This window comes from Cupriavidus sp. MEYA8 (assembly GCF_059278825.1).
This window is the reverse complement of the sequence record NZ_CM181222.1, coordinates 1963144-1975581: the sequence shown is the minus strand read 5'-3', so window position 1 is coordinate 1975581 and position 12438 is coordinate 1963144. Positions and strand designations below refer to the sequence as shown.

Sequence of the window (12438 nt, the reverse complement as noted above, 5' to 3'; positions counted from 1 at the left end):
GCCCGCCACTGCCTGACCATGAAAATCAACCTGTCGATGCGGGACATCGAGACCACGCTGGTGCTCGGCCGCACGCTCAATTACCGCCAGGCCGCCACCCAGCTGCACCTGTCCCAGTCCGCCCTGTCCACGCAGATCCTGCGTATCGAGGAATCGCTCGGCGTGCGCCTGTTCGACCGCACCACCCGCACCGTGCGCCTGACCGCCGCGGGCCAGGTCTTTATGCAGCAGGCCGCGCTGCTGCAGGCCGCCTTCCGCGGCGCCATCGACGCCGTTACCGGCATTGCCAGCGCCGAGCGCGGCCAGGTGGCCGTGGCGGCGCTGCCGTCGCTGGCGGCGCGCATGCTGCCGCGCGTGCTGATGGCCTACCACCGGGCGCGCCCGGAAGTGGCGCTGAAGGTGATCGACACGCTTTCGGGCCCGGCCTTCGACCTGGTGCGCGCGGGCGAGGTGGACTTTGCGCTGACGGCGGCCGATCCGCAGCAGGCCGACCTGCATTACGAGCCGCTGCTGTCCGACCGCTTCGTGCTGCTGATCCCCTCGGCGCACCCGCTGGCGCGCAGCAGCGGCCCGTTGCGCTGGGCCGATACCGCCACCGCGCCGCACGTATCGATGACGCATCCCAGCAGCGTGCGCCAGTACGCCGAATGGGCCTTCCTGCAGAACAAGATCCGCTTCCAGCCGGTGTTCGAGGCCGAGCACCTGGCCACCATCGCGGCCATGGTCGAATGCGGCTTCGGCGTGGCGGCGCTGCCAGAGATTGCGGCCGGCACGGTGCGCCAGGCCGGCATCGTCGAGCGGTTACTGACCGCGCCAGTGACCGAGCGCTCGATCGGGCTGGTGACCTCGCGCAACCGCTCGCTGTCCCCCGCCGCCGCCGAACTTGCCGCGGCGGTGCGCGCGCAGCTGGCGCATCCCGCCGCTGCCGGCGCCGGCGCCATGGAGGCCAGCGCATGAGCATCATCGTCGATATCCTGATCCTGGCCGGCGCGCTGCCGGCCATCGTCGCGGTGGTGCAGTGGTCGCGGTGGTCTGCGCCGGCCTTATGGCCAGCGCGCTCGGGCCGACGCGCCTGAACCCGCCGAACTGGCGCCACCTGCGCATGATGTGGGAGCTCGCGATGCCGCGCACCATTACCCGCACGGCATCGAGCCGGGCTCGCGACCGGCCGCTGGCGCGCGCTGGCCGATCGCTTCGGGCTGCCGATCCGCCGCCGCCGTCAGGACAGGCCCGGCACGGAGCCGGGCCCGCAGGCTTCAGGAAGGGTCTTTGGTACGCGTGCGCGAGACGGCCATCATGATGCCGACGCCGAGCACGATCAGGCAGGCGATGCCGATATAAACGGTCGCGAGGCCGGCCGTTGACATCGCCCAGGCGATGCCGCCGACCAGGACCAGCAAGCCAATGATGTATAGCGCGAATGACATGAATCGGCTCCTTGCGGTGGTGACGCTGCTTCCAATGTAGGCAGCGTCACGCGCGCAAGGGATAGGACGATGGCGGACGGCGGCGTAGGCGGGTTCTGACTTCGCTGTGATGCCGCTGCCACAGGGCGGTGGCCGCAATGCGGCCCGCCGGGGCTGTCCGCAGGGTTCAGGCAGCGCCCCGGGCCTGCGCCGCGGCGAGATAGGCATCGCGCGACGGCAGCAGGTGGCGGCGGCACAGTTCCACCAGCGCCTCGCGGTTGCCCTGCTGCAGCGCCTCGATCATGGCCCAATGCTCCTGCCGAGCGCGCTCGCGATAGGCCGCGGCCGCGAGCGTGCCGAACCGGATCGGGTGGGTGCGGCGCGCATAGTCGCCGATGGCCTGCTGCAGCACGGCATTGCCGGTCAGCGCGAACAGCTCGCGGTGAAAGGCCTGGTTGATGCGGAACACCGCGCGCGCATCGCCCGCGGCCACGGCGGCGTCATGCTGCTTCTGCACCGCGGCCAGCGGCGCCAGCCGCGCCGGCGGCACCGGCAGGTCGATCTGCGCGGCGGCATGGCATTCCAGCACTTCGCGCAGTGCGTATAGTTCCAGCACCTCGCGCGCGGAGAACGCGCGCACCACCGCGCCGACATTGCGCTTGCGCTCGACCACGCCGATCGCCTCCAGCCCCGCCAGCACCTGCCGCACCACATGCCGCTTGAGGGCGAAGCGCGCCATCAGGTCGTCCTCGGTCAGCCGCTCGCGCGGATGCAGGCGGCCGAAGACGATGTCCTCCTCCAGCGTATCGACGGCCTGCTGCATGGCGCCGGCTTCGGACTGTGGGGTGATGTCCGGCATGGCTCAGCGCTGGTGCGGCACGGTATCGACGGTCTGCGTCGCGCGCAGGAAGTCGAAGTCGACGCCCTGGTCGGCCTGCGTCACGGTCTCGAGGAACAGCTTGCGGTAGCCGCGCTCGGCGCGCGGGCGCTCCACCGGCTGCGCCGCGGCGCGGCGGGCCAGTTCGGCGTCGTCGACCAGCAGCGTCAGGTCGCGCTCGCGCACCGAAAGGCGGATGCGGTCGCCGCTGCGCACCAGCGCCAGCGGACCGCCGATGGCCGCTTCGGGCGTCACGTGCAGCACGATGGTGCCTGCCGCGGTGCCGCTCATGCGGCCGTCCGAGATGCGCACCATGTCCTTGACCCCGGCGCGCGCCAGCTTGCGCGGGATCGGCATGTAGCCCGCTTCGGGCATGCCGGGCGCGCCGGTGGGCCCGATGCGCTTGAGCACCAGGATATCGTCGGCCTTGACGTCGAGCGCTTCGTCGTCGATGCGCAGCGCCATGTCCTCGGCGTTCTCGAATACCACGGCGCGGCCCTCGTGCTCCATCAGCACCGGATCGGCCGCGGACTGCTTGATGATGGCGCCGCCCGGCGCCAGGTTGCCGCGCAGCACGGCCAGGCCGCCGGCCGGGTAGATCGGGTCGGCCGCTCTGCGGATCACGTCCTGCTCGAACGGCGGCGGCGCGGCGTCAAGCTCTTCGCCAAGCGTGCGGCCGGACACGGTCAGCGTGTCCAGGTGCAGCAGCGGACGCAGCTCGCGCAGCAGCATGGTCATGCCGCCGGCCTTGTGGAAGTCCTCCATGTAGTGCTGGCCGGAGGGCTTGAGGTCGACCAGCACCGGCGTCTCGCGGCTCATGCGGTCCAGGCCCGCCAGGTCGATATCGATGCCGAGGCGGCCGGCAATGGCGGTCAGGTGCACGATGCCGTTGGTCGAGCCGCCGATCGCCAGCAGCACGCGCAGTGCGTTCTCGAAAGCCTTGCCGGTCAGGATGCGGTCCGGCGTCAGGCGCGCCTTGGCCATCGCCACCGCCGTGGTGCCGGTGCGCTCGGCCACGCGGATGCGGTCGGCCGTCACCGCGGGCGCCGAGGCACCGCCGGCCACCATCATGCCAAGCGCCTCGGTCACGCACGCCATGGTGCTGGCCGTGCCCATCACCGAACAGGTGCCGACGCTGGCCACCAGCTGGTTGTTGACGTCGGCGATCTCGGCGGCATCGATCTCTTCGGCACGATAGCGGCCCCAGTAGCGGCGGCAGTCAGTGCAGGCGCCCACGCGCTCGCCACGATGCGCGCCGGTGAGCATCGAACCGGTTACCAGCTGGATCGCCGGCACCCCGGCCGAGGCCGCGCCCATCAGCTGCGCCGGCACGGTCTTGTCGCAGCCGCCGATCAGCACTACCGCGTCCATGGGCTGCGCGCGGATCATTTCCTCGGTGTCCATCGACATCAGGTTGCGCAGGTACATGCTGGTCGGCGCGGAAAAGCTCTCGTGCACCGAGATGGTCGGGAAATCCACCGGCAGGCCGCCGGCCAGCATCACGCCGCGCCGGACCGCGTCGATCAGCTGCGGCGCGTTGCCGTGGCAGGGGTTGTAGCTGCTGCCGGTGTTGACGATGCCGATCACCGGCCGCGACAGCGCGTCGTCGGTATAGCCGGCGCCCTTGATAAAGGCCTTGCGCAGGAACAGCGAGAAGCCGGTGTCGCCGTAGTTGGTCAGGCCCTTGGCCAGGCCTTGCGGTCGGGTGGCGTCGGGCTTGCTGGGGTCGTTGGCGGACATGAGGGCTATCTCCAATGAAATTATTGATAATCGATGGCCGGAAGCTTAGCGGCCAATGCTGGCGTAGCGCAAGCCCGGCATTGCACCGCATTAATTGATTCAATCCAGAGATCAGTCGATAGAAAAATACGGATTCATCAATCAAGCGGCCCGGCCTACACTTGGCCCCGATAACGAGCCGGGCGTCATCCGCCGGCGGCCACCCGCCGCCCGCCGATCCATTCCCATTCCAACGATTTCCCGGCACAGGAGACCCACATGCCTGGCATTTCGCCCACTGCCGCCCGCGCCACCACAGCGGCGCGGCGCACCCCTCGCCGCTCCATCCTGGTCGCTTCTCTCGCATTTGCCGGCATGCTGCTCGCCCCGGCTTGGGGCATGGCCGCGGACGCCTATCCCGCCAAGCCGATCCGGCTGGTCGTGCCCTACCCGCCCGGCGGCGCCACCGACGTGATCGGCCGCACGCTGGCCCAGCGCCTGTCCACCACGCTCGGCCAGCAGGTGGTGGTCGACAACCGCGCCGGCGCCGCGGGCAATATCGGCGCCGAGCTGGTGGCCAAGTCGCCCGCCGACGGCTATACCCTGCTGCTGGGCGCGCTCACCAGCCACGCCATCAACGCCGCGCTGTACAAGAGCCGCGTGCCTTACGACCTGGAGAAGAGCTTCGCGCCGGTGTCGATCGTCGGCACCGTGCCGCTGGTGTTCGTGGTCAATCCGTCGGTCAGCGCCAGCAGCCTGCCGCAACTGGTCTCGCTGGCAAAATCCAGGCCCGGCGCCATCACCTTCGCCTCGGCCGGCAACGGTTCTCCGCAGCACCTGGCCGGCGAGATGTTCAAGCGCATGGCCGGCGTGGAGATGCTGCACGTGCCATACAAGGGCAGCGGCCCGGCCATGACCGACCTGATCGGCGGTCAGGTGCTGAGCATGGTCGAGACCGTTCCCGCGGCCCAGGCCTACGTCAAGACCGGCAAGATCCGCGCCCTGGCGGTGGCCTCGTCCGAGCGCGTCAGTGCGCTGCCCGACGTGCCGACCGCCACCGAAGCCGGACTGAAAGACTTCGAAGTCAGCTCGATGTTCGGCATCGTCGCTCCGGCGGGCACGCCGGCGCCGGTGATCGACCGGCTCAGCGGCGACCTGAAGAAGATCCTGGCCGAGCCGGAAGTCCAGGCCACGCTGCTCAAGCAAGGGGCGATTGCCACGTGGACGACGCCGGCGCAGGCGAGTGCGCGGATCAAGGCCGAGGTCGGCAAGTGGACTACGGTGATCCGGGAGGCGGGGGTGAAGCCGGAGTAGTCATTGGATGCAGTCCGAATACCCAGGACATGGGTTTTTCCGGGTTAGCAGTGACATGGGTATGAATGCCTCCCTCGTCACTCTGTTATGCCCCGCATTCCGCCCTGCTGTATCTGTGCCCCGCCTGCTCCCGCCCGTATACTCTGGGGCCGGGCGCGGCCCTAGCCCCGCGCCCTCACCGATTCCACAAACAGATCAAGCAACGGAGCAGCAGCATGCGTGTCGCATTTCTCGGCCTGGGCGTCATGGGTTTCCACATGGCCGGCCACCTCGCCGCCAAAGGGCACGAGGTCACGGTCTACAACCGCACCGCCGCCAGGGCGCAGGCCTGGGTCGGGCAGTTCGGCGGCAAGGCGGCAGCGACGCCGGCACTGGCGGTGCGCGACGCACAGGTGGTGTGCTCCTGCGTCGGCAATGACGACGACCTGCGCGCGGTGCTGACCGGCCCCGATGGCGCCTTCTTCGGCGCGCCGAGCGGCTGCATTTTCGTCGACCACACCACGGCCAGCGCCAATGTCGCGCGCGAGCTCTATGCCGCGGCCGGCGAGCGCGGCCTGCACTTTGTCGACGGCCCGGTCTCGGGCGGCGAAGTCGGCGCGGAAAAAGGCATCCTGACCATCATGTGCGGCGGCGATGCCGACGTCTACGCGCGCGCCGAGCCGGTCATCGCCGCCTATGCCCGCGCGGTGACCCGCATCGGCGAGGCCGGCGCCGGGCAACTGGCCAAGATGGTCAACCAGATCAGCATTGCCGGCCTGATCCAGGGCCTGTCAGAGGCCATCGCCTTCGGCGAGCGCGCCGGGCTGGACATGCGGCTGGTGCTGGATGTCATCAGCAAGGGCGCCGCCGGCTCCTGGCAGCTGGAAAACCGCGGCCCCACCATGATCGACAACAAGTTCGATTTCGGCTTCGCGGTGGACTGGATGCGCAAGGACCTGGGCCTGTGCCTGGACGAGTCGCGCCGCAACGGCGCCGCTCTGCCGGTGACGGCGCTGGTCGACCAGTTCTATGCCGACCTGCAGCAGATGGGATGCGGCCGCGCCGACACCTCGTCGCTGATCAAGCGCCTGCGCCAGCACGCGAAGGACGCCTGAGGTAGCGCCAGCACTACCTCCCGTCGTCCGATTCCTACAGCGATTTCGGCGCGTGCCTGAAAGGCCGCCGGCCGGACCGTGCCTAAGCTGGACGCATGGGCCGGTCCACCCGGGCCAGTCCGGCAATGATGCAGGAGACCCATCATGTGGAAACTCGCAGGCGCACTCCTGATAGGCGCAAGCATGGCGCTGGCTGGTTGTACCGCAGCGGGCGCAGTGGCCGGCGGCGTGGCCGGCCATGAACTGACCGACGGCAGCACGGCCGGTACCATCGGCGGTGCCGTGGTTGGCGGCGTGATCGGGCACGAACTGGGCAAATAACTGGGCAAGTAACTGGCCAAGTAATAGTCGCCAGTTTCGCGCGGATCGCTGATCGGACACGCGCAGGAACGGAAAGGCAGGAAGGCCGCATTGCGCGGCCTTCTTTGCTTTGGCCATTGGCCGGCGGCCGTGCTCAGCGCAGATGCCGGGGCGCCGCCTTGCCGGCAAGGCGCAAGCGCCGCCACAGCAGCACCGGCAGCCGCACCGCGCAACCCGCCAGCAGCCGCAGGTGCATCCCGGTCAGCAGCAGGTTGTCACGCAGGTAGCGGAAGTGCGAGACACCGCCTTCGCCCCGTGCAAAGTAGCGCACCGGTGCCGCCACATTGATGGGGCGAACACCGCGCCAGCACAGGCGGACCGCCGCTTCGGGATCGAAATCGAAGCGCCGCATCCAGCGCGTCTCGCGCATCACCGCGCGCAGCGGCGCGATCGGGTAGACGCGGAAGCCATAGAGGGAATCGCCGATCCCGGCCCAGAGGGTCTCGACATCGGCCCAGAAATTGGACATGCGCCGCCAGTAGACCCTTTCGCGGGGCGCGCTGGCGTCGAAAACCGGCCGGCCCAGCACCATCGCGTCCGGCTCGCGCTGCGACAGGGCCATGAACTCCGCAATCAGGTGGGCCGGATGCTGGCCGTCCGAATCCATGACCAGCACATGGGTGAAGCCCTCGGCCGCCGCGGCTTCGATGCCGTGCAGCACAGCAGCGCCCTTGCCCTGGTTGGTGGGCAGCGTCAGCACGCGCAGCGCCGGGTCGGTGGCGGCTTCGGCCCGCAGCCAGCGTTCGCTGCCATCGGTGCTGCCGTCGACCACGACCCATACCGGCGCCCACGCCGCGCGCGCCGCCTGCAGCGTGCCGTGCAGGCGGGTGCCGGGGTTGTAGCTGGGGATCAGCACCAGGTGGGAACGGTGCGCTGCGTCGGCGCCCGGCTCGGGCGCAGGGAGTGGCGTGGCATGCTGGGGCATGTCGCGCTCCGGTTCCCGGGTGGCGGGGTTAGCTGGCGCGCTGCGCCGCGACGTAGCCGGCAAGGCTGCCGAGCGACGCGAAAATGGTCTTGTTGTCGGGGTTGTCCGAACGCAGTTCGACCCCGTACTTGCGCGACACCAGCAGGGCAATCTCCAGGATGTCGATGGAGTCCAGCCCGAAGCCTTCGCCGTACAGCGGCGTGTCGGCGGTGACCTCTTCCAGTCGCAGGTCTGCGATGTCGAGTTCGTCGATGATCAGGCGGGCGAGTTCGGTTTCAAGTTCGGTCATGTTGAAGCAGAGGGGCCGCCGCGGCACGCAGCCGGTCCGGATCGTCCCGGCGCGCCGTGGGGGCCAGCCGATGCTACCAAAGGCCCCGATGGCGGGCTAGCCGAGAGAAGTTTGGTAACAACATCAACAGGGCTTTGGGGAATCCTGGCACCGCGTAGGGGGTCTTTTAAGGTATAAAGCGTTCGCTTCGCAGTCTGGCGCACACTCGCGGACTTTGGATTTCGCCGGTTTTCGGCCTCAGCCTGAAGCGCCGCTTGCTACACATGATAACGACACAAATGATGTCCTCGAGCCAATCGTCTTCCCTCCCCGCCCGTGCCCGGCCCGTCCAGGACGCACGGGTCGAATCCGCGAGTACGCCGCACGCCTCGGCCATCGGCGGCGGCCGTGGATGGCTCGTCGGGGTCGCCGGGTTCGTGATCTATGAATGCGCGCTGCATTATGCCGCGCATCGGCCGGGAGCAGAAGTCGTCGCATTGCTCCTGGGGATCCTCCCGGTCCTGGCGCTCGGTTTCCTGGCCGTGCTGCGCACCGCCGGACGCAAGCCGGCACTGTTCGCACTGGTCGCGGCATGCGTGGCGCTCTGGCTCTGGCGAGTGCCGCTGTCGCACCATTTTGGCTGGACATACCTGTTGCAGCACGCCGGCGTCAACGTGGCGCTTGGCGTGATGTTCGGCCTGACCTTGCGCGACGGCCACACCCCGCTGTGCGCACAGATCGCCACGGCCCTCCATGGCGAGCTGACGCCGGCGCACGCCCGCTATGCGCGGCGCGTGACGCAGGCCTGGACCCTGTTCTTCGCGGCCGTGGCCGGCGCCTCCACGCTGCTGTTCGTGCTGGCTCCAGTGGCGGCGTGGTCGAACTTCGCCAACCTCGCCACCCCTTTGCTGATCGCCGCGATGTTCGCTGCCGAAGCGGCATGCCGCCGCATCGCCTTCCCTGGCATGCGCCACGGAGGCCTGCTCGATGCGGTGCACGGTTACCGCGCCGTGATGGCTGCCCGGGCAGCCCGGGCCGCGCGCGCAGTGACGCCGGCCGCCACCGCCATGCCGCGCTGACGCGCGCCGCATCGCATCCGCCATGACTGCGATCCCGCTCGTCGCGCACGCCTCCCCTGCCGCCACCCTCGCGTGGGTGCAGGGCCGGCCGGTCACCGTAGGCAGGTTCCTGGCCGACGTGGCGCAGCTTGCCGCCGCGCTGCCGGCCGGCGGCCATGTCTTCAACGCCTGTACCGACCGCTATCGCTTCACCGTCGGGCTGTGCGCGGCGCTGCTGCGGGGCAAGGCTACACTTCTGCCGTCGTCGCAAACCCCCGAGACGGTGCGCCAGCTGTGCGCATTTGCACCGGATGCCTTCTGCCTGCAGGACCAGCCGGCCGCGCCGATGGCAATGCCGGTGTTCGACTACCACCAGGGCGTCGCTGCGGCCCCGGATGCGGCCGAATTCACCGACGTGCCGTCGTTTCCTGCCGACCGCGTGCTGGCCTACGTCTTCACCTCCGGTTCGACCGGCACCCCGGTGCCACACCGCAAGACCTGGGGCGCGATGGCCCGGGGAGCGCGCGCCGCCGCGCAACGGCTGGGCCTGTGCGACGGGCGCGCATGGACGCTGGTCGGCACGGTGCCGCCGCAGCATATGTTCGGCCTGGAGGCCACCGTCATGCTGGCACTGCAGGGCGGCGCCGCTCTGGCGTCGGCACCGGCGTTCTACCCGGCCGACGTCCGCGACGCACTGGCCGGAGTGCCCGCGCCGCGCGCGCTGGTCAGCTCGCCGGTACACCTGCGCACGCTGGTGCACGCGGACATGGCCATGCCCGCCGCCGACCTGCTGTTGTGCGCCACTGCCCCGCTCGGCCGCGATCTGGCTGCCGCTGCGGAAGCGCTGTTCCACGGCCCGTTGCGTGAAATCTACGGCAGCACCGAGACCGGCCAGCTTGCCACCCGCCGCACCGCGCAGGAAGACATCTGGACGCTGGTGCCCGGCGTCCGGCTGCAGCCGCGTACGGCGGACGGCGCAGCAGACACCATGACCTGGGCCGAGGGCGGGCATATCGAGCAACCGGTGGCGCTCGGCGATGCCATCGAACCGCTGGATGCGGGGCACTTCCTGCTGCACGGCCGCAAGGGCGACCTGCTCAATATCGCCGGCAAGCGCACCTCGCTGGCCTACCTTGACCACCAGCTCAATGCCATCGACGGCGTGCAGGACGGCGCCTTCTTCATGCCCGGCGACAGCCACGAAGGCGATGCACAGGGACACGTGGTGCGGCTGGTGGCAGTCGTCGTGGCGCCGGGCGTGACCCCGGCGGCGATCCTGCAGGCGCTGCGCGAGCGCATCGACCCCGCCTTCCTGCCGCGCCCGCTGCTGTTCGCCGAACGCCTGCCGCGCAATGCCGCCGGCAAGCTGCCGCGCGACACGCTGGCGGCGCTGGTGGCGCAGTTGTCCCGCGCGCGGGATGTCGCAGCGGCCCTGCCCGCCTTTGTCATCGACGCCGGCCACCCCGCCATGGCCGGCCATTTCCCCGGCAATCCGATCGTGCCCGGCGTAGTGCTGCTCGACCACGCCTTGCTCGCGCTCGGGTCCGCACTTGAGCGGCCGCTGGTGCCCACGCAGGCCGGGACGATCAAGTTCCTCAGCCCCGTGCGCCCCGGAGAACGGGTCGAAATCGAACACGACGCCGAGCCGGCCACGGACGGCAGCGAACGCTTGCGCATCACGCTGCGCAGCGCGGGACGCGAAGTGGCCAGCGGCACGCTGCAACTGCGCGCCGCTACTTCGGAGGGCGGGCCATGCTGACCTGGCTGTGGAAGCGGCAAGCGCCGGTGGAGGCCGCCGACTGGTCCCGGCACAAAGAGCGCAGCAACATCCCGCTGCTGCGCGTCATGACGTGGATCTCGCTGGCGCTGGGACGTCCGGCCGGGCGCGTGGTGCTGCGCCTGATCGCGGCCTATTTCACGCTGTTCTCGCCAGCGGCGCGCCATGCCTCGCGCGCCTACCTGGACCGCGCGCTGGGCCGCGAGGCCAACTGGATCGACGGCTACCGGCATGTGCTGACCTTTGCCTCGACCATCCACGACCGCATCTACCTGCTCAACGGCCGCTTCGACCTGTTCGACATCCGCCTCCACGGCGAAGACCTGCTCGAAGCCGCCATGGCGCGCGGCCGCGGCGCGATCCTGCTGGGCGCGCACCTGGGCAGCTTCGAGGTCGTGCGCGCGCTCGGCCGCCAGCATCCGGACATGGAAGTGGCCATCACCATGTACGAGGAAAACGCGCACAAGCTCAACGACGTGCTGCAGTCGATCAACCCCGCCATGCGCCAGGACGTGATCGCACTGGGCCGCTTCGATACCATGCTGCGCGTGCGCGACTACCTCGACCGCGGCTACATGATCGGCATGCTGGCCGACCGCACCCTGTCGCAGCGTGCCACCGATCCGGTGCAGCAATGCGATTTCCTCGGCGCGCCCACCGGGTTCCCGACCGGGCCGTTGCGCATGGCCGCCATGCTGCGCCGGCCGGTGTTCTTCATCACCGGGCTGTATCGCGGCGGCAACCGCTACGATGTCCATTTCGTGCCGCTGGCGGACTTCTCGCAGACCGCGCGCGGCCAGCGCGAAGCCGCGGTGCAGTCGGCACTGGACGGTTATGTGCGGCTGCTGGAGAAATTCAGCCGCAAGGCGCCGTACAACTGGTTCAACTTCTATGACTTCTGGCACGCCGGCCCGCCGCTCTCCGAGCAGCCGCCACCGGGAAACGAGCCATGAGCCATGACCTCCCGAGCGTTGTGAAAGCCTTCGACACTGATCCGATCTGTTCCGCCAGGCGCGTTGTCCGCCGGTTGCTGCCGCTGCTGCTGGCAGGCGTTGCGTTCGGCATCGCGGTGCCAGGCAGCGCAGCCGCACCGCCCGCGCCTGCCGCAGCACAGGCCGCGCCCGCCTTCGGCGTCGACCAGCTGATGTCCACGCTGGCGCAGCGCAAGTCAGGCCGGGTCCGCTTCACCGAGACCAAGTACCTGGCGATGCTGGCCAAGCCGGTGCAGTCTTCCGGCGAACTGCTTTTCACCGCGCCCGACCACCTGGAGAAGCGCACCGTATCGCCCAAGGCAGAAAACATGGTGCTCGACGGCGACATGCTGACGGTGGAGCGCGACGGCAAGCGCTTTACCATGCCGCTGCAGAACTACCCCGAGCTGGCGGCCTTTATCGAAAGCATCCGCGGCACGCTCGCCGGCAACCGCCACACGCTGGAACGCTACTACAAGCTCGGCCTGGAAGGCCGCGCCAGCCGCTGGACGCTGACGCTGACGCCGGCGGACTCGCGCATGGCGGCAGTCGTCAGCCAGGTGCGCATCGACGGCAGCAAGGACGCGCTGGACCGTGTCGAGATCCGCCAGGCCGACGGCGACCGCTCCGTCATGACGATCCGGCCCGCCGGCCGCCCATGAGCGCAGC

Annotated in this window: 14 protein-coding genes; 9 read left to right on the top strand and 5 right to left on the bottom strand. The window is 69.6% G+C overall.

Translation table 11 applies throughout. The features are described 5' to 3' along the window. The first annotated feature begins 18 nt into the window (after window positions 1-18). Window positions 19-957, top strand: coding sequence for a LysR family transcriptional regulator (locus tag AC5WJ1_RS26025; protein WP_133094449.1), 939 nt, complete (start codon window positions 19-21; stop codon window positions 955-957). Next, the gene (locus tag AC5WJ1_RS26020; protein ID WP_255519723.1) at window positions 954-1076 is read left to right on the top strand and encodes a hypothetical protein; all 123 of its coding nucleotides are present in this window, start codon (window positions 954-956) and stop codon (window positions 1074-1076) included. Before AC5WJ1_RS26025 ends, AC5WJ1_RS26020 begins: the two co-directional genes overlap by 4 nt. A 180-nt stretch (window positions 1077-1256) precedes the next feature. Here AC5WJ1_RS26020 and AC5WJ1_RS26015 read toward each other — a convergent pair whose 3' ends face one another. The 3 genes from AC5WJ1_RS26015 to AC5WJ1_RS26005 all read right to left on the bottom strand — a co-directional run bounded on the left by AC5WJ1_RS26015 (window position 1257) and on the right by AC5WJ1_RS26005 (window position 4023). Next, on the bottom strand, window positions 1257-1427 hold the full coding sequence (locus AC5WJ1_RS26015) for a hypothetical protein (protein ID WP_165971468.1): 171 nt from the start codon (window positions 1425-1427) through the stop codon (window positions 1257-1259). 166 nt (window positions 1428-1593) lie between these two features. Next, a complete protein-coding gene (locus AC5WJ1_RS26010) occupies window positions 1594-2265 on the bottom strand; it encodes a GntR family transcriptional regulator (protein WP_195427843.1) in 672 nt (223 codons plus the stop codon). 3 nt (window positions 2266-2268) lie between these two features. Continuing rightward, window positions 2269-4023, bottom strand: coding sequence for an IlvD/Edd family dehydratase (locus AC5WJ1_RS26005; RefSeq protein ID WP_494476693.1), 1755 nt, complete (start codon window positions 4021-4023; stop codon window positions 2269-2271). Window positions 4024-4281: 258 nt separating this feature from the next. On the opposite strand from AC5WJ1_RS26005, the gene AC5WJ1_RS26000 reads away from it, so the two are divergent. The 3 genes from AC5WJ1_RS26000 (at window position 4282) to AC5WJ1_RS25990 (ending at window position 6731) form a co-directional block, all read left to right on the top strand. Continuing rightward, window positions 4282-5316, top strand: coding sequence for a Bug family tripartite tricarboxylate transporter substrate binding protein (locus AC5WJ1_RS26000; protein WP_494476692.1), 1035 nt, complete (start codon window positions 4282-4284; stop codon window positions 5314-5316). A 65-nt stretch (window positions 5317-5381) separates the two neighbouring features. Then, window positions 5382-6410, top strand: a complete 1029-nt coding sequence (locus tag AC5WJ1_RS25995; RefSeq protein WP_494476691.1) for an NAD(P)-dependent oxidoreductase — start codon at window positions 5382-5384, stop codon at window positions 6408-6410. Between the two features lie 144 nt (window positions 6411-6554). Further along, complete coding sequence (locus tag AC5WJ1_RS25990) at window positions 6555-6731, top strand: glycine zipper 2TM domain-containing protein (RefSeq protein ID WP_029046952.1); 177 nt, start codon at window positions 6555-6557, stop codon at window positions 6729-6731. Window positions 6732-6864: 133 nt separating this feature from the next. Here AC5WJ1_RS25990 and AC5WJ1_RS25985 read toward each other — a convergent pair whose 3' ends face one another. After that, a complete protein-coding gene (locus AC5WJ1_RS25985) occupies window positions 6865-7695 on the bottom strand; it encodes a glycosyltransferase family 2 protein (RefSeq protein ID WP_494476690.1) in 831 nt (276 codons plus the stop codon). A 28-nt stretch (window positions 7696-7723) separates the two neighbouring features. Continuing rightward, the gene (locus tag AC5WJ1_RS25980; protein WP_133094443.1) at window positions 7724-7984 is read right to left on the bottom strand and encodes a phosphopantetheine-binding protein; all 261 of its coding nucleotides are present in this window, start codon (window positions 7982-7984) and stop codon (window positions 7724-7726) included. 476 nt (window positions 7985-8460) lie between these two features. Here AC5WJ1_RS25980 and AC5WJ1_RS25975 point away from each other — a divergent pair, with 476 nt between their 5' ends. The 4 genes from AC5WJ1_RS25975 to AC5WJ1_RS25960 are packed head-to-tail and all read left to right on the top strand — an operon-like array spanning window position 8461 to window position 12431. Then, complete coding sequence (locus AC5WJ1_RS25975) at window positions 8461-9042, top strand: COG4648 family protein (RefSeq protein ID WP_494476689.1); 582 nt, start codon at window positions 8461-8463, stop codon at window positions 9040-9042. A gap of 22 nt (window positions 9043-9064) precedes the next feature. Continuing rightward, on the top strand, window positions 9065-10780 hold the full coding sequence (locus tag AC5WJ1_RS25970; RefSeq protein WP_494476688.1) for an AMP-binding protein: 1716 nt from the start codon (window positions 9065-9067) through the stop codon (window positions 10778-10780). Next, a complete protein-coding gene (locus tag AC5WJ1_RS25965; RefSeq protein WP_133094441.1) occupies window positions 10774-11751 on the top strand; it encodes a lysophospholipid acyltransferase family protein in 978 nt (325 codons plus the stop codon). The genes AC5WJ1_RS25970 and AC5WJ1_RS25965 overlap by 7 nt, the downstream gene beginning before the upstream one ends. Further along, complete coding sequence (locus AC5WJ1_RS25960; RefSeq protein WP_218959531.1) at window positions 11748-12431, top strand: LolA-related protein; 684 nt, start codon at window positions 11748-11750, stop codon at window positions 12429-12431. The genes AC5WJ1_RS25965 and AC5WJ1_RS25960 overlap by 4 nt, the downstream gene beginning before the upstream one ends. The last annotated feature ends 7 nt before the right edge of the window (window positions 12432-12438 follow it).

What these genes read in the sequence shown, in the direction of transcription:
- AC5WJ1_RS26025 (WP_133094449.1), top strand. Translation starts at nt 19, where the DNA reads ATGAAAATCAACCTGTCGATGCGGGACATCGAGACCACGCTGGTGCTC.
- AC5WJ1_RS26020 (WP_255519723.1), top strand. Translation starts at nt 954, where the DNA reads ATGAGCATCATCGTCGATATCCTGATCCTGGCCGGCGCGCTGCCGGCC.
- AC5WJ1_RS26015 (WP_165971468.1), bottom strand. Translation starts at nt 1,427, where the DNA reads ATGTCATTCGCGCTATACATCATTGGCTTGCTGGTCCTGGTCGGCGGC.
- AC5WJ1_RS26010 (WP_195427843.1), bottom strand. Translation starts at nt 2,265, where the DNA reads ATGCCGGACATCACCCCACAGTCCGAAGCCGGCGCCATGCAGCAGGCC.
- AC5WJ1_RS26005 (WP_494476693.1), bottom strand. Translation starts at nt 4,023, where the DNA reads ATGTCCGCCAACGACCCCAGCAAGCCCGACGCCACCCGACCGCAAGGC.
- AC5WJ1_RS26000 (WP_494476692.1), top strand. Translation starts at nt 4,282, where the DNA reads ATGCCTGGCATTTCGCCCACTGCCGCCCGCGCCACCACAGCGGCGCGG.
- AC5WJ1_RS25995 (WP_494476691.1), top strand. Translation starts at nt 5,382, where the DNA reads ATGCCTCCCTCGTCACTCTGTTATGCCCCGCATTCCGCCCTGCTGTAT.
- AC5WJ1_RS25990 (WP_029046952.1), top strand. Translation starts at nt 6,555, where the DNA reads ATGTGGAAACTCGCAGGCGCACTCCTGATAGGCGCAAGCATGGCGCTG.
- AC5WJ1_RS25985 (WP_494476690.1), bottom strand. Translation starts at nt 7,695, where the DNA reads ATGCCCCAGCATGCCACGCCACTCCCTGCGCCCGAGCCGGGCGCCGAC.
- AC5WJ1_RS25980 (WP_133094443.1), bottom strand. Translation starts at nt 7,984, where the DNA reads ATGACCGAACTTGAAACCGAACTCGCCCGCCTGATCATCGACGAACTC.
- AC5WJ1_RS25970 (WP_494476688.1), top strand. Translation starts at nt 9,065, where the DNA reads ATGACTGCGATCCCGCTCGTCGCGCACGCCTCCCCTGCCGCCACCCTC.
- AC5WJ1_RS25965 (WP_133094441.1), top strand. Translation starts at nt 10,774, where the DNA reads ATGCTGACCTGGCTGTGGAAGCGGCAAGCGCCGGTGGAGGCCGCCGAC.
- AC5WJ1_RS25960 (WP_218959531.1), top strand. Translation starts at nt 11,748, where the DNA reads ATGAGCCATGACCTCCCGAGCGTTGTGAAAGCCTTCGACACTGATCCG.